At 58.5% G+C, this 17,038-nt stretch carries 8 protein-coding genes; all 8 read right to left on the reverse strand.

Annotation, left to right across the window (positions count from 1 at the left end):
• Positions 1 to 25 precede the first annotated feature (25 nt).
• From QWJ10_RS03775 to QWJ10_RS03810, 8 genes are read right to left on the reverse strand one after another with little or no spacing between them, the layout of a single operon-like run.
• The gene (locus QWJ10_RS03775; RefSeq protein WP_289924434.1) at positions 26 to 5,590 is read right to left on the reverse strand and encodes a hypothetical protein; all 5,565 of its coding nucleotides are present in this window, start codon (positions 5,588 to 5,590) and stop codon (positions 26 to 28) included.
• Positions 5,587 to 7,260: a hypothetical protein gene (locus QWJ10_RS03780; protein WP_289924436.1), complete on the reverse strand. Its 1,674-nt coding sequence runs from the start codon at positions 7,258 to 7,260 to the stop codon at positions 5,587 to 5,589. Before QWJ10_RS03780 ends, QWJ10_RS03775 begins: the two co-directional genes overlap by 4 nt.
• Positions 7,260 to 11,420: a protein kinase gene (locus QWJ10_RS03785; RefSeq protein WP_289924439.1), complete on the reverse strand. Its 4,161-nt coding sequence runs from the start codon at positions 11,418 to 11,420 to the stop codon at positions 7,260 to 7,262. Before QWJ10_RS03785 ends, QWJ10_RS03780 begins: the two co-directional genes overlap by 1 nt.
• Positions 11,420 to 12,796, reverse strand: a complete 1,377-nt coding sequence (locus QWJ10_RS03790; RefSeq protein ID WP_289924441.1) for a hypothetical protein — start codon at positions 12,794 to 12,796, stop codon at positions 11,420 to 11,422. The genes QWJ10_RS03785 and QWJ10_RS03790 overlap by 1 nt, the downstream gene beginning before the upstream one ends.
• Complete coding sequence (locus QWJ10_RS03795) at positions 12,793 to 13,449, reverse strand: hypothetical protein (protein WP_289924443.1); 657 nt, start codon at positions 13,447 to 13,449, stop codon at positions 12,793 to 12,795. The genes QWJ10_RS03790 and QWJ10_RS03795 overlap by 4 nt, the downstream gene beginning before the upstream one ends.
• The gene (locus QWJ10_RS03800; protein WP_289924445.1) at positions 13,446 to 14,783 is read right to left on the reverse strand and encodes an AAA family ATPase; all 1,338 of its coding nucleotides are present in this window, start codon (positions 14,781 to 14,783) and stop codon (positions 13,446 to 13,448) included. The genes QWJ10_RS03795 and QWJ10_RS03800 overlap by 4 nt, the downstream gene beginning before the upstream one ends.
• Entirely contained in the window at positions 14,780 to 16,822 is a 2,043-nt protein-coding gene (locus tag QWJ10_RS03805; protein WP_289924447.1) for an N-6 DNA methylase, read from the reverse strand. The genes QWJ10_RS03800 and QWJ10_RS03805 overlap by 4 nt, the downstream gene beginning before the upstream one ends.
• On the reverse strand, positions 16,815 to 17,030 hold the full coding sequence (locus tag QWJ10_RS03810) for a helix-turn-helix domain-containing protein (protein ID WP_289924449.1): 216 nt from the start codon (positions 17,028 to 17,030) through the stop codon (positions 16,815 to 16,817). Before QWJ10_RS03810 ends, QWJ10_RS03805 begins: the two co-directional genes overlap by 8 nt.
• Between the last annotated feature and the right edge of the window lie 8 nt (positions 17,031 to 17,038).

Consider the following 17,038-nt stretch of genomic DNA (forward strand, 5'->3'; position numbering starts at 1 on the left):
GTAGAGCCTGCTCGTAAAGCGATCATCACGAGCTCTTAACCGCGACCCTAGTTGCTCCGCCATGCTCAGTCACTCGTGGCCGACATCTGAGCTTTACGGCACCCTTTGAGAAAGACTCGTCAGTGGCCTTGCTTGACCAGATGTAAGCCTCGCCGGCCTTGAGCAGAGCCATACGTTCGGGCGTCAGATTAGCCAATGCGGCGTTGGCTTTCTGAATATGCTTCAGCCAAGCGGGCGAATTGAACTTGTGCATGATGATCTGGCTGGATAGCTCGATCAGACTGACCGGAACAGATGGTGGGTCCTGACTCGCCACCATAATGCTGACGCCCTTGTGGCGCATTTCGCGGACAACTTCGATAAGCCCCGCAACAAGGTCTGGGCTTTCGATGTACTTGTGGGCCTCATCGAACACCACCAACTTGTTGAAGCTGCGCCCCTCGATTCGCGCGTCTGCAAACAGCTGCAAAAGCACAACGAAGAGCCCAAGAGCCTGGTCCTTCTCGATGTACTCATCTCGAAGGTCCACGATGATTAAGCGACCAGGCTTGACCACTTCGGAGAGCGAAGCCGAATCGTTGATGTACTCGGCAGCCAACTCCAAACGCATCCTGGCCAGTTCCTTCAGATGCTCCGGGATCGACGACGCTTCGACACCGGCTCGCAGCCCATCCAAAGAGATGTCATCGCGCATGGACTTCATGATGCGCATGATCTGACGGATGTAGGTGGCCTGATTGCCCACGGCCCCCATCAGGAACTTCCAGTGCGAGGCCTTCAATTCCGATGCAGAGAACTGTAGCGGCAACACCTCGATATCCGGATACTCCGCACGCCGCTCTTCAATCTTGTCTGCGGGCACAAGCAGCAAGACGTCAGCCAGGGCCTTCGGCTCTGCACCGTACAGCTCCTTCAGCGCTCGGACCTGATCCTCAACGCTATTGGCACCGACCATAGACGTGAATTCGGGCTTGTAGTCCATAGTCGGGCTGTAATGGAAGATCACCGTTGACAGCGGCTCCAGTAGGCAGTTGATACCAGGGATTGGCAAGGAGGCCATCTCCGCCACACTGCCCAAGGTGTAGCTCTTCCCACCCCCTTGCACACCGAACAGGCTGATGGTGTGAGTCTGATTCAGGTCTAGTGCAACCTTTCGCCCAGATACATCTCCAAGCAAACCGTATTGAGGCGTTGATCCGGTCGCGCCAAGCATGATGTCGTAGGCGACCCGGCCATTGAGACACTGAGCCACTTCAGACGATGCAACTGAGGTAGCGGGGACTATCAGCGTCGCCACCTTCTCTTCGTCTGACACAGGAGCAGGCGCGGGCTTGGGGTCAGCGATCGCGGGTTGCTTTGGCTCTGGCATGGTAATCGGCAGCTGAGGCGGTTCAATCGCCTCTGGGGCCAACATCACGGCAGGCTCTGGTTCGCGCCCCTGCGCTTCAGGCGTGAGGCTTGATGGGTTGTACGAAATTCGCGGCCTGTCGTCCCAAGCCAGAGTTCGATCACGAGGCGGGCTCAAGAAAGCAGCGGTCCCAAAGGTCGGGACAGCTGGTGCCAAAGTCCTGCGACGTAGCAGTTCCTGGGTCACCTCGCACGCCGTATCGGTGGATCGAATACTCTGCAAGCTCGCGATGGTCTCGGTGTCGGTCACTGCTGCTTCGACCAGTTGGCGAATCAGATCACTGCCAATGCGGTAGAACTCGATACCGTTCTCATGCTCAGCCGGTTCCGTGCCCGGTTTACTGAAGTCGAATACCACGGCGCTTCGCGTGAACTGCAGTGTGTAGGGCCGCTCATCCAAGCGGCGTAAAAAGAAGTGCGCCTCTTCCGCAGCTTCAGGCAAGACAACACCATAACGTTCCGAGCGGTCCAAATAGAATCCCAGCAGAGCTACAAGATCACGATTCTTGATAGGACGATCCGGACGATCCACTTCTGCCAACTTAGGGTCGAAGTGGTAAGCGAGAACGTACTCCGTCTGTGCGATCTGCTCAGCAATGGATGCCTTTAACTGCGCATATGCGGCCACATCCCCAACCTGGCTGTAGCACTTCACCTCGACCAGCCTGCAGGTCACGACACGGCCCAATGGATCAAGGTCGAACAATGCAAGATCAGTTCGCCGGAAATTGACCTCGTCGCCCATTTCCTCGGCGTTCTGACGAATAGCCTTGTACAGTTCCAGGTGCGCATCCAGGGGCACAACGACCTGGTTCTGAAACACACCTTGATGTTCAAGAAACAACCGTGAAAGCGCGAGCCCCATCGCCTCTGCTCTTTGCGAAGACGACGACAACAACTTCAGGGCCAGCCGGCCGGATAGCGAGCGAAGCTGATCTAGCATCACCAAGGCATGACTGCCTGAATTTGGGAGGCCGTATTCGCCCAAGATCGGCACCAACAATGACTCCAACTCTGCCACTGAGCGAGAGGTGATTGCCAGCCGATGGCCCATCGCATTTGCCATGTCAGGCGAGTGATCAATCAGATAGTCAGGGCGAGTTGAGTGGCGTCGATGGTCAAAAAACTCGATGCCCAGGTTCCGATCAATGGTGAGCACCCAATCGCTAACCTCGTGCACCTGATGGAGCATCGCGCGCTCGCCGGCAGACAAGCTCAACGCCACCACCGGCCGCGCATGTGGCAAATACTGGCTGCGCGAAACGGTCGCCACGGCAACCGAAACTGCACGTGAGATGCCTCCCATCAGATCGGACAAGGCCTCAGCCCCCTCAATCGGCTGCGCCACCCCATGCAGTGGGCGACGAAGCCAAGTGATTGATTGCTCGTCTTCCAGGTAATCCACCTCGAAGGGCTGGACAAGGCCATGGACGAAGGAAGAGTCATCCGAGTCCCGAACGTCTACAGCGCGAATTTCCTCAGCCGGAAACAAGTCAAACAAGAACGACAAATGCGCGGCATGCAAATCAGGCTCGTCGCGGAACTCCTTGATGGCGCGGATCGCCAATCGCAACTTGGGGTGCAGGTGGCTATCAGTCGGCGTAGAGAATGCGTCCGCCTCCTTCGCGCTGGTTCCCGAGTCAGGGACCAGCAGCTCCAACAGCGCCTCCCCGGTTGAAGGAGCCGCCGGATCGGGAACGAACAGCTTGATGTCGTACCGAAGATCAGCAAACTCGGAATGACGCTGCAGTGCAAGCAGCACTTCAGCCAAGGCCGCTGCCCGTCCCGCATTGAACGCGTTGATCGTCAGCGTTTCAACATACGGGTGCTGGATCAAATAACGCTGCACCCGAGCCGCCAAGTAGGCGCTATCGATGGTCGCACCGCCAATTGCTGGCTCGGGCAGACCCAGTGCGGCGCACACCTCCCCAACCAAACCACGCGGGTCTTCTTCGTCGGTCGCCGCGTACAGCGACCAGAATGGGTTGATGTTATCCACAGCCAGCGCCGTGCGGCCAAGTTCCTCACCGAAAGGCAATACAGGTGGAAACGCTGCAGGCGCAAGCTGCTTGATCACCGCGTCCCGGGTCGGCACGACAAACTCACGGCCACTCGCCTGGCTGCGCTCCATCCAGGTCTGCCCCAGCTGGCTCCAGGCGACGTGCCAGTTGGCGCGAAGAGGATGAGTTGGGCCCAAAAGAACGGCGTCACGTCGTCTACCCTGATAGTCCTCCAGGACCAAAGCAACCGAATCGATAGTTAGTGCGCAACGCAACTCTTCAAAAGCCTGACGTGCAATGGTGGCATCTGTTGAGCCGCAGCGAATAAACACAGCATCAATCCAAGCCAGGTAGGCTGCCGCATAGTTCTGAGCGGGCTCCTGCAGGCTCAGAAGGTCACTGGCCTGCATGATCAAGCGCTGATCGCCTTGCAAAACTGCGTCAAAGAGGGTTGCCCGAGACTCCCGAAACCTCGCTGCTTCATCCGAGGTCGGCCATTTGAAGGAGATCGTTGATCGCGTGGCAACGCCGGAAGCGTTGATCGACAACCTCAATCGATTGAGGCCATCCGGGTCGCCAAGAAAGGCGCGTTCCAGGCCAGCCAAGACGGCAGACACCAAGACATTCGCTTTCCCTTCTTTTCCCAGCCGGACCTCCAGGGTCTCACCACTGGCTGCAGCTTTGCTGCTTCGCTCCACCCAAGCACATCCCGTAATCGAGACAGAACTGGGGTCTCGATCCTGAGCCACGGCAGCAAAGCGCGCACGCAGCAGCGCATGCATCAAGCTTGGCTCGCGCGGCACCGCTCGCTGTGGGGGCTCAACCTCTACCTCGTCGTCGGTGACCACATAAAAGAGATCGCTCTCATTGGCATGGGCAAGGTTCTCGGAGGCATCGCTGTTGAAGCGAATAGGATTGCCCTCGCCGTCAGCAAGCGGAATACGGTCGCCGTCTTCGGTCTCCCCGTATACGCGAACAAAGTGCCAGCCCTCCTCCCAGTCGACCTTGCCAATCGACGAAAATGCGATCACCCCAGAATCCGTGCCCTTGGTCCACGCGGCCTTGCGGCGGCGCAAGCCTGTGGGGCCGTTGTCGCGCGACACCACTTCAGCCACGAATCGAGACAAGCCCTCCACCCTGGACGGAACAGGATCGACCCTGAAGGACACACTGAACTTTTTCAGCCCCGTCTTAGAGATAGGCAACACCCGGTGACCGATCAGCTCTGCCAGACGGGGGTCTTCATTGTCGTCCTTAACCACCGGCAAATCTGGCAGCTCAACGTCGCCGATAAAGATGGCATCCGGATTGACGCCCCCGTCCTCAAACAGCCACTTGTTAAACGCGAGGGGCCAATTGACCCGATCGCGGACGATCAGTTGAGTCCACTCCTTCGGATTGGCAACACCAACCCTCGAAAAGAACTCACCAAGCTGCTTGCAGAAAACTGGATCGAGCAGGCCCAGCTCAAGGGCACGCACGCGCTCCGTTTTAGTTGACCATGTGACTTGCTCGACGCATTCGCGGTTGCGAGCCACCCGCGCAGGGGCACGTTCTGCCTGCTGGAACAACTCGAAATCTGGCACGAGGGCCAGCTCGAACAGCGCTGCGCCCATCGCATCCAGGTCGAAGCCGTTGACTTGGCATGTGAGCAGGTAGCGCACCACAGCGGCATCGTCGGCATATCGCCAGCGCGAGTCGCTCCGGCGCAGTTCATCCAAACAGGCTTCGACAGCAACCCGAAGGTTGGCCGGGATCTGTGTGATCAGCTGCTCATTCAGCTGAGCGTAGGCACCCTCAATCGACACTTCTTCAAACGTCGCGACACCGAACGAATCCTCGGCAGATGCGCGTAGATCGTTCGGCACAAAGACCAGCAGCGGGGGCCTTAGCTCGTCGTTGGGCAACGGATTACGCAGCTCAACAAGCTTGGTGCTCGTCACGGCCAATTCCGGTGCTTGGGCACGCAGGGCGTCGTCTGCGAGTAGAACCACATTGGCAGAAGGAACGGCCGCACGCAGCCCCCCGGCCAATCGAATCATCAGCTCACGATCCAAGTCCGTAACACGCATGCAATGCCCAAGATCGCGGGCAGCCAAGACCTTGCAAAGCCTCGGTAGCAAGACGGACTCAAGCGCCGCGCTCAGCTCTTGACTGGTGAGTTCACGCAGGCCCCGACTCATGTGCGCGCCCCTTCTGTTCGTTCTGCAATCGTGTAGCGCGGTACAACCGTCTGTGTCACATAGGCATCGGACAAATCGCGGTAGAAGCCAATCTCGCGCAGGCGTCCAGTAAATGCCTGAACATTGCTTCGTAGGGCTTTACGCTCATCGATGGTGGGCGTTGCGAACCCCTCGCCGGGTGGCAACTGATCGATATAAAGACCGTAGCGTTCACGCAGAAAGGACAGCAGATCATCTATCCGCATCTCGCCGGTGAAGTAGCCCTGGTCACCCCCTGGGCGCAGCACTGCGATCTGCAAAAGCACCTCTAACAGGCGGCTCTCCAGCGCAAACCGGCGCGGAGCGCTCCGTGCACGTGTTTGGGCCAGAAGCGCTCCCGACTTATTCTTCAACATCGTCGCGTCAAGCGACTCGATAATGTATTTCCTGTGGAAGGCGCCGCGGAGGGTGACAAGAATCTCGATGTAGGTCTCAAAATCAGATAGCCCCATCTTGGTGATGGCCTCAACCTCGGCATCCAGGCCGGCATCCCCCTCTGACAGAGACTCCAAGAGCCCCGCCAAACGTTCGCCGAAAAACTTGTCCCGCTCTTCTGCGAAGGGTGCACCTTGAAGACCATACAGCTCGCCAACAGAGAACACTGAGTTCAAGGGGCGGATCAACTTACCGCGCCGGACCAGATGCTCAGAAAACTCGTCTAGCTTCTTCGCAACGAAGTACGCACGGATGAAACTCGGGATGCGCCGGTAAAAGCCATCGGCACTACGCTCAGCGAGCGTAGTGGTTGTTGAGTTGGCGCTGCCAGAGAGGTCAACAAACAACCCCAGCTTGTAAGGACAGTCACCCTGTGGTTCGCGCTGTTCACGGGGTTTCATCGGGCACGCTGACTCTGCGCACAGCGAATTCGCACCCTCCAGCTTTTGCCAGGCAGGCAAGAGCTTCAGCAGCCGCAAGTGGTAGAGGGCTAGGTGGAACGAGAGCAATACCTTCAGGTACTCCACCATCACCGAGCGTGGCATGAAGGGCTTATAGAACAGCAGGCGCTGAATGTCTTCGGCCATCAAGTCTGCCGACCCAATACACACCGGCGCGAAGCGGTCTCCACCGGCACGGGTATCCGCCGTGTCTTTGCGCTGCGACAGGAAGTGCAGCAGCGTGGCCGTTTCAATGTCTGTCAGCGCCTTGTCGTTCAGCTCTCGAGTGAGCTTGTCGAAGCCGTCAAAGAAGAAACCCTTCAGGTGCTCGATGGCCTTGTGCCCCGAAAGATGCCGGGCGTGGTGCAGCATCTGGTACAGGTGCTGGGCAGCGCCATAGTCACGTGAATACTTGGGATTGCGAAAGCGGTAGGTATAACCATGCAGGGGACGGGGGCCAGCCACCGCGGCATTCTTCTTGCCGCGATTGACGATGTCCATGAGGTGGGTTTCAACCCAGCGCTGCACCATGTCTCGGTGCTGAGCGAACCCCAAGAAACGCTCGCCGGCTTCGAGGATGTCGTCCACGAACTTGTCCACTGTCAGCTCGCGTTTGTCGCGAAACACGCTCGGATAGCCGCCATGTTCCAAGCGCTCAAACAAGCCCGTGAGCACGCGATCCATCTCGATGGTCTTGAAATCGAGGTAGCTGACTTTCGGGAGGCGGAACTCCCTGTCCTTCTTTTGCAACGCCATCAGTTCCCCCTGAAGCCTTGTGCTATGGCCTCTGCTTTGTGCCCACCGCTCGCCGCCCCTTGCAACAAGCGCATCTCCACCCGGCCGTCGTCATGACGAGCCAAACGGTAGAAGTCATGCCCTGTCGTGGTCAGCAAAATCTCCCGATAGGGCTGCGCATTGAGGCTGTTCTTGAAGACACCCAGACACAGGTAAAAGCCCTGCATCTCTTCGACGCTGGGCCGGTAGCCTTCATTCAGTCGGACCAACATCTCGAAAACATCGAGGTTGATGATCAACTCACTGGAGATGGCACCGAAACCCTGGCCCTGAAACTTCAGCAGTAGGCCCGTCGGCAGGTGCTCGACGAAGCGCGCGTTGGCGGCAAAGTCTTGCACCTGCAGACCAAAACCCTCCGCGGGGAAAAGCCGATAGCTGCGAACCGTACCGTGCTCAACCTGACGTAACTGCAATGCCAAGCTCGCCCCCAGGCGCTCTGGTCGTTGCAGCCCCTCGCCTCGGTTGATGGCATGCAGAATTTCGCTAGTCAGTGCATCAATCGAAGTTTCGCCACGAACGATTTCAACCATGCGCTTGGCCGAGCGGTACGGCAGCATTTTTTCCCAGCTCGCGTCGCGGCGTTCGAAAAAGTGCTTGCGCCGGGCCATCGCCACATACTCACGGTGCTTGCGTGCGCGCTGCCGAACGGACACGTCGCCCGCCCCACGAGGCAGATCAGCGAACAGACGCTTCAGCACTTCGAAATCGAATTGCCCCCGCCGCTCAAAACGGAACAGTGCCCGGTCATCCGGCTGCACAAAGTCCAGCCCTCTGTCAAAGCGTGGGTCTTCCTGTTTGCCCACATCGAGTTCGCCCAGCAAGGTGAGCAATCGATCCGAAGTAGGCTGCCCACCGCCCATCCAGCTGTTGAAGTAATAGCTGCGCGCCACTTCGTCATGCTTTCCGGCCATATACAGCGCATGAATCTCGCCGCAATCACGGTTGCCGATCAGCATGAAGGACAGCGCCGAACGCAGGTCACGCATCGTGATATGCAAACGACCACGCAAGTGCGCCATGGTGTAAAGGGTCTTGAGCCGTTCCAGCAAACGCGGGCCAGCAATCTCATCCTGGAAACTGCGTGCGTTATGCAAGGCATAGCAGCTGTTCTTCAGGTCGCAGCTTTCGCAGGCTGACCAGTTTTTGGGCTGCACGATGCTCTGCAGCGTGCGCTCCAGAATCGAGCCCCCTTCGGCTTCAGCCACCACGCTGCGCAGGTTCAAGTTCACCACTGCGACTCCAAACTCAGTTTCGCCCGTCGAGAACGCCCGCCGAACCAGCGCCGTCAACGCAGAAAAGTCGTGCTCATGCATCGCCAGGAAGTCCACCAAGCGGCCTTCATTGATTGCAATAAGGCGAGTTTCCTTCGGCGTCCAGGTTCTTGCATCGCTCCCCTTGAAGGGTGACAAGAAATCCAACAACACTTGGTTGTTGTCCTTGTTGCCTTCGTCCTGGCTCCCGTCGTAGTTGATAAGATAACGCTTGCCGCCCAATGCCAGCTCGCTGCCATTGGGCAACCCACGATTGGCTGATCCGCCACGGACTTCAACTTCCTTCTCCAGGCGCTGCAAGAAGGCCGTTTTGCCATCGCCCGCGTTGCCAGAGATCAACACCAAGCGGAACTCGCCTGACAGGACCGCAGGCAACAGCGCCCGATCCAAGCCGGTATCCACATAGGCTGAAAAGCCCAGTGCATCCATGCCGCGCGTACCGGCATTGCTGCGGTGGCTTTGGCTGTAGAGCGTCAGCAAGTGCGAAACGAAGGCATTGGTATTAGGCGCGGGGTCAGCCGACACAGAATGGCCGCTGCTGGCGGCTGCCATCGTAGCCAAGCTCACGGTTTGGATGCGCCGCGCGTGGCGCACCTCGGCCAGGGCATCACGGAAATCTGTGGCTGAAGCAAAACGCTCTGCACGACGCGGGGCGATGGCTTTCAGCACTACGCTCACAAGCTCTGGCGCAAAGTCAGAGAACCCCGACAACTCACGCGGGTCTGGCGCAGGCTTGTTGATGGGTGGCTCTGTCGTATCCCAGGGATACCGCGAGGTCAGCGCCTCATACAGCGTCAGCCCCATGGCATAAAGGTCGCGGTCTGCGCGCTCCCCGTTATACGGGATGACCTCTGGGTCGAAGTCAGGTGGCAGATAACGACGCGAACCGCCTCCTCGCGACTCCTTATCATCAGCCCGCACCGACACATTGAAGTCGATGATCTTCGCGCCCTTCTGCGTCCACAGCAGATTCCGCGGTTTGATGTCGCAATGATGGAAGCCATGCGCATGCAAATGCACCAAGCCTTCTATCACCTGTTTGCCCAGCTCCAAGACGTCTTCGGACGACAGCAGGCGCTCCTGAATCATGTCACCAACGTCGGAGCCTTCAACGTACTCGAACACCAAGAAGGGAATGTCACGACCTGGGATAACATCCGCGTCCAGCACGCGTACTACGTGTGGATGCTCAGGGATGTGCACCAGGTGACGGTACTCTTGCTTCAGGCGATCCAGAGTCGAGTGTCGGTCGCTGACGATTAGTTTTACCGTACGCGCCACATCGCCCAGCGTGTCGATCACCTTGTAGACCACGCCGAAACTGCCACGCCCCAGCTTCTTCTCGATGATGAACTTGCGGGTCAACCTGTAGCCCGCAGGCAGGTTCAGGTAGTCGGCTTGATCAGCAGACACCTCATTGGGCTCAAAAGCAGACACCTCAACGGGGACCGCCGCTTGTAGTGCCACAGGCTGCAGCAAGGCATTCAATGCCGCCAGCGCATTGGGGGCTGGTGGCCGCTTATGCTCGTCAAACGCGCACAGGCTTTGCAGCCATACATCGAAAGCGTCATTCAACTCCGGCCGCAGCACAGATGGCTTGTTCAGGAACTCACCTACACGATCCCACACCGTGGTCGGCTCACCCGCAAACGGGCGCTCTCCAGTGAACAGTTCATAAATGATGACGCCAGCCGAGAAGATGTCCGACGCGCTAGACGCTGCACCTGGCTCGCGGAATGCCTCTGGTGCGACATAAGCCTTCTCGACCAAATCGACAATATCCGCAGCAATGCTCAGGCTGCGGTTCTCGCCGGGCTTCGCGAAGTCGAAGTCAGTGATGCGGGTGGTGCCGTCTTGGCCGATCAGGATCGCGCCAGGTGTAAGGTTGCGATGCACCACGCCATGTTGATGGGCATGAGCCAGAGCCGCCAGCAAGTCTTTGGCAACACGCCATTTCTGGTCTAGGGTCAGCGCCAACTGAGGCCGCGCCATGTGCACGGTCAGCCCCTGGCCGGGCGCGTCATCCAGGATCAGGATGAAGGATTTGTCGTCGTCGGCGGGGAAGAAGTCCCGCGCGGCGACGATGTTGGGATGCAGCGGCAGCTTGGACAGTGCCCGGTAGGCATTGGCAATGCGGTTGACCTGGGCCTTGCGCACCGCTTCAGGCTGGTAGGGGTCCGCTTGATACACCCGCAGACGGGCCGTGCCACCCGCAAAGGCGTTCTCTGCACGGAACTCGCTGTAGGCCTGCGCCGCACCGAGCTTTTCCTTCACCTCCCAGTGGCCGAAGCGTTGCACGGCAGAGGCCGGTTTCACCACCTTCAAAGCATGCAGGATTAGCCCTTGCTGCTGCAGGATGTTCTTCGAAAAGCGCGCGGGAATGCGTGTGGCATCTTTGAAATAGCGCTCGGCGTCCTTCAATTTCACCACACGGTCTGAATCCAGCTGCTCGCGGTCAATCAGGTGCGCATCCGGCGCAGTGAGCAAGATGGCCGCATCCACATAGATGTCGCTCAGCTCATTCCGCCCTGGATGAGCCTGTGTTACCAGACCCTTGACCGTACGTGCATGCCCGCGCAGCTTGCCCAGCGGGGTCGGGTATGGTGCACGCCCCTCGGGATACCACTTATTGCCGTACACATCGATGGTGCCGCGTGTGCCCTTCACATCGATCAAGTACAGCGCGTGCGGCGTCAGCAGAGCGATGTCGATCTCGAAGCGCTCGCCCTGGCGCTCGATTTCGAAGTTGTGCAACAGGATATAGCTGTCTGGCAAGCGATCCCGCAGGTAAGCGATAGCGCTGCGTTCTGCATCGTTGACCGGCTGGCCTACTGGGATCACTTTTGCCATCAGCTTTCCTTCCTGATTTTTTCTTCTAGCAGCGCAACCGCTGCTGCTTCCAGTTCGTTGCCTTTGTTTTGCGCTGCAACCGCCATTTCAGCAAGTGCGCCGATCTTTTGACGATCACGCTCGGACAGCCACGGAACGGTTAGGTCGCTGATCAAAGAAGAATCGAGGCTGGGAATCGACGATCCAAACGCCGTACCGACCAGTGCCCAGTACCCAGGCTCGGATGCCAGAACGGCCCACAGGTAAGCCGCATCTGATGGTGAATGACACCGCACGCGAACCAGGTGCTCGCTGCCAGCCTGGCCGACGTTCATTGGCAAGGGCAATACCGCACGGCCGATGATCCCGCCGAGCTGCCCACTTCGGGGAATCAAAACATCGCAATCCGAGAGCAATAGCCCTTCCAGATTCGGAGTCAGTGATCGCGAGACCAAATATTCTGCGCGGGGGGTCAGCTCGAAGACGGAAGAAGATGACAGGAAGGGCACACCATAGGCAGGGTCGGTGACCTTCAATCGTGAACCTCGGTTCGGCTCAAAAACTCGTTCCACTTGATCGCCCAGGCGAACACCACAGTGGGCGGCCAGCGAGGCTCGACCAGCCTCAACTCGCGGTGAGTAGTGGAATGCGTCCATTCGCCCGAGCAGTGACGACGCCATGGGGGCATGAGAAACGGGGCTAGAGTGATCGTTCCATTCAATCTTGGCCTGGAGCAATTCAAGCGCCGCGCGACGATGCCTAGATGCCGCAACGCGCTCGGCTGCAGCGGCATCAATGGCCTGAGCCATCTCTTGTTCGAAGACAGGTCCGAACCTTGGCACCGGCAGGTCTGCAATGTGAACAGGCTCAATGTGTTGAATGATGGCGCCGTAAGTGCCAGAGACGACCAGGGGTACGCCGTAGCGGCAGGATAGGAAAGCGTACAGGTAGCCTGGTGGAATACGCTCCAAGTCAGGGACAACTCGCAAGACGTCTTCTGAGCAAGCGAGGCCAGCCATGTCCGGCCGCACATAGGCCATGCGACCGATAGTCCCTGAACGAGTAATCAGGGACCAGCCCTCCTCAATGAGGAGCTTGGGGTTTCGCGCCACTTGCTTGTTCGAGATAAGAGGTAAGTTGGCAAAGTCAGCGAGGTTAATCGCCGAGCTACCCATGTAGCGCACGCCGAACCTTTCATCATCTACCCAGTTCCGGCTCTCGCGACCAGAGTCGAACATCCCGAGTGTCACATCTCGCAACTTGTCCTTATGGCACGCAAGTCGCTTCAGGGCATCCCTCGCTTCCAACGCGCCCGACATATAAGGGTTGCAATCGAGTCTCCGACCGCCCTCTTCAAGCCAAGCAGCCCGAACGATCTTTAGTCTGACGGCGGTCATGCTGGAATCTCCACCGGGAACCACGCCAAAAACGCCGCATGCATCTCGGCAAATGCTGCGTCCGTACATCCCTTGATCGAGATGTACTCCGCCAGCTCTTGATAGATCGCCGAAGAACGCGGCCGGCGGGTCTGCCTCAACACCCACTCTGCAGCCTCTTTTGGCCGAGGCGGTTTGGCCACATCGGCAGGCCACCAACCGTTATCGGCCAGGTACTGGCGCAGGGGTTTATCACCCTTGTAGCGAAGCGCGTCCGCTACTTGCGGCTTGTCTTGCCATAGCCAGTTCTCCAACTCCGGCTCAATGGCGATCACCTTAACCGCATCTTCAGCCCAGCCACTTGCCACCAAACGGGCCGTGATGTGTTCAACGATGGCAGCCTTGTCCGGCGCCCCCTCCCACTTGCAATCCAATACCACCAACGCACGATGATGGCTGCTTTGGTAGGGACGTAGCAGCTCATGACCCTTGGTATACACACCAGGATCGTTGCCACCCTCATCGACTAGCAGGTCAGCACCGACATCGGTGTTCATCTCAAAAGGCGCACAGCCAAGGCTCAGGTGCCAACCGTCGCGCTTGAAGTAGCCACGGAAAGTGGCTGCCATGTTGCTATCGGCCACCAAGATGACACAGGGGCGTTTGTTGATCATCCCAGCACCCCCGCTGCAAACAGACTGCCGAGATCGATGCCGCCTTGCCACTCCTGCAGGCGCGAGTGATCGGTGCCCGGAACCATCTCCACGCCACCTTCGCTGGAGAGCCTGGCGCACAACAATTGATCCAGCTTGGCGCGCGCCAGCACCACGGGCGAATGCGAAGACACCCACACTTGGCTGTCGTACATAGACGAAAGCGATTGCAGAACAGCCTCGATGGCGCGCGGATGAATGCCGTTTTCGGGCTCCTCCGTCACCAGGATGGCCGGGTGCTTGCTAAGGTAAGGCAGCAGCGTCAGCGTGAGGATGCGCAACGTGCCATCCGACAAACCGGGTGAAGGCACCTTGAAATCGCCCTTGTAGCTGACCACGAAGTAGGCGTGGTGGTCGTCTTCGCGCTCACGCACATCGATATCGGTCACCTGCGGCAGTGCGGTTTGTACGTGGGCAATCCAGTCGGCATAACGTTCGCTGCGGAAGCCAGCCGGGGCACTCTCCGGTGCGCCTTCCCGCTTCAGTTCCAGCGCAAGCCAGGGAATGTTGCGGCCATTGGCCGTGATGACCTTGGGCTGCCCCGGCGGGCTAGCTTGGCGCATGGTCGACCAATTCGGCTCCAGAAACACGACATCGGTGGTCAGCAGGCCGTGTAACCAACGGGCTGCGGGGTAGCCCGCCTCGGATTCGAACAGCACACGCGGCATGGCGAGCAATGTTTCGGGCAAACCTACTTTTGCCGCGTTGGCCTGTGGCGTTTCGGGTGTGAACTCGGACTCGTAGCCAATCTCGCGCTTTAGCGTCAGGTGCCAGTGCCTCTTACTTTCAGCAACGACGCCATGAAAACCCGCCTGGCGGCGGTCAGGCCCGTCCGACTCAGGGAACATGAACAGGTACTCGTAAGCCACCTGCAGAGCTTGATCGGCACCAAGCCGCAAGCCAACCTCGTAGCGAATGTGGGTCGGCCAATGACGGCGATCTTCCTGCAATGCCTGTCGCGACCGCTCGGTGCGCTTTCTAGCAAACATGCCTTCAAGTACCTTGGATTGCACAACGTCGGGCAGGCACGCCTCAACAGCCAGCGAAAAGTCGCTGCCACGTCCCGCAAAAACCAATTCGTTCAGATTACCCGCGCGAGGCGGCAGCTCAGGGCGGCGCTCCATAAAGGGAGCGGAAACGTTAGTGGCACGTAACAGGTCACCGAAAAGTACCGGCAGATCGAGCAGCGTGGTCTTGCCCGAGCCGTTGGCGCCGACCAGCACCCGAAAGTCGCCGACATCAACGCCCAAGTGTTCAAAGCAGCGATAGCGCGTGGCTTCCAGTCGCGTGATCATTTGCCGGGCTCCGGGTATTTGACGCGGAACTCGGCATAGGCCTTGGCGATCTCGGGCAGGTCGTCGTCGAGAATGCGCTCTTTGCGATGAAGCGTGCGCACCTGTAGGCCACCACCAATGCGTACCTTCTCTTCATGGCTAACATCCACGAGGATTTCTTCGCCATCAGGGTGACGCTTGTAAAGCGTGTTGCCACGGCGATCGAAGCCCACCTTCTCTGCCACAGCCATGAACACGGGGTAGTCCTCCTTCTGGCCAAGGTCTTCTGCCTGAATGACTTCCGCAGGCTTACGCTTGAGGAACAGCAGGCTAGTGAGAATGTTGACGTTGGCCTCGACAATGAATGACTCCACTGGCAAGTCGATGCTGGCCAGCACCCAGCAATGGCGAAGAATCCAGTAGCGGATGAACTCGTCACCAGGGTTGCCCAAGATGCCATCAGGCAGGACGATGCCAGCCCGGCCGCCCGGCTTGAGCCACTTCACACAGCGCTCGATGAACAGAACCTCGGGCGACACCGCTGGCTTGATGGCATTGGTCATCACAAAACCATCACCTTGCCGCTCCCAGCGGCGAGCCAGTTCGTATTGCTCCAAGATGGTCTTCTCGGTGACGGGGATGTCCGAGCCGAACGGCGGGTTGGTCATCAAGACATCAATCGTGCCGAGCGGGATGGCCTCTTTCGCAGCCTGAACGCCGGGCAGATGTCCCACCGGGAACTCCAGCGAGTTCATGTGATAGAGGTGGCCCAGCGAGTTGCCTGCCATCATCACGTTCATCTGAGCAGCCCGCACCAGGAAGGGGTCGAAGTCAGCACCGAACAGGTTCTTGGCAGCGTAGTTGGCCAGCCGATCACGGATGGACACGAACTCTTCAGTGTTCTCGTCGCCTGCCTTGATGCGCTTCTCTTCGTGGAAGACCTTGTTCAGGTAGTTCAGGGTCTCAACCAGGAAGCCCCCCGTGCCGCAGGACGAATCCAGCACACGCTCGTGCTCCTTGGGTGCGAGCATCTTGACCACGAGACTGATGGCTCCACGCGGTGTGAAGTATTGGCCGCGATCTCCGCGCAGGTTGGTGCCCACGATCTCCTGGTAGGCCGCACCTTTGGCATCGACATCGGTACGACCGAAGTCGTAACGGGCCAGCTCCGAGACGATGAAAGCCAAAGCCCGGTCGGACAGTGTGATTTCTTCGTTGCCCTTGAAGAGACCGTCGTACTTTTTCTTCACTCGCTCAAAGAGTGGTTTGATCCGAAGGCGGATGGATTTCTGGCCTTCCGGGTCAAAAGGTTCGAATGGGCCTACGTAAAACCCACGGGCTTCATTGGGCTGCTGCTCGTCATACATCTTGCAGAAGATGAGGTACAGGAACTGCCAAAAGGCAGCGTCCTTGGGCATGCCCTCGTTGCCGTGGATGTAGTTGTGGCAACGGCGGAAAGCGGTGCGCAGCATCACTGGGTCCGCACGACGCATGCGGCCCATGGAGCGGCCTTCAACGCTGAAGGTGTCGTCACCCAATGGCCAATCACCGATGGGTTTGAACTTGGTATCGAAGCGGGTGACTTCCTTCTTGAAAAAGAAGAACTCCAGTCCATTGGTCCACAGGCCGTAGTCGCAGCTATCGACCTCGGCCATCACGGCCTCCAGAACCTCGAACTCTTTGCGCGCCTCTTCGGGGTCGCGCATGCGATAGGCGCCCTTAGTACCGATCTTGGGCTCTTTCTCAACCACTACAGCGCGGTAAAGGTTGTCCAGTATGTGCGCCTGGCCAGGCTTAAAGATCGCGATGTCGAGCTTGCGATTCTTGCCCAAGACTTTGACCTTGAAGTCAGGTTCCATGTCTTCGGCAGCGATGCCATACTCATGAATGATGGCGCGAGCAATGCGTTGACGAACTTTCTCTTTGTCGCTGTCTTTCACCGGATTGCCGGTGATGTAGTCAAAGACCTTGCCCTCTTCGAGCGCGCGCTCTGACGCGTGGAGTTCTTGATCAAGGTCGCTCATGTCATTGCTGTCCTGTGTGGAGCGCTGCTTAGGCATTGCGCGCCCCCTTGTCGTCAAAGTCGTCACTACTGGCAGCAGCACCGCTCTCTCTAACCCAGGCGTCCACGTCTTCCTTCTTGAATTTCCAGAAGCGCCCGACCTTGTGCCCTGGCATGCCCTTGGAGGTCACCCAGGTGTAGATAGTATCCTTAGCCACACCGAGGTAATCGGCGATTTCGTCGACGGAGAGCCAGCGGTCATCCATAGCGAAGT

This window comes from Pseudomonas sp. WAC2, assembly GCF_030403525.1.
GTDB classification, from domain to species: Bacteria; Pseudomonadota; Gammaproteobacteria; order Pseudomonadales; family Pseudomonadaceae; genus Chryseomonas; species Chryseomonas luteola.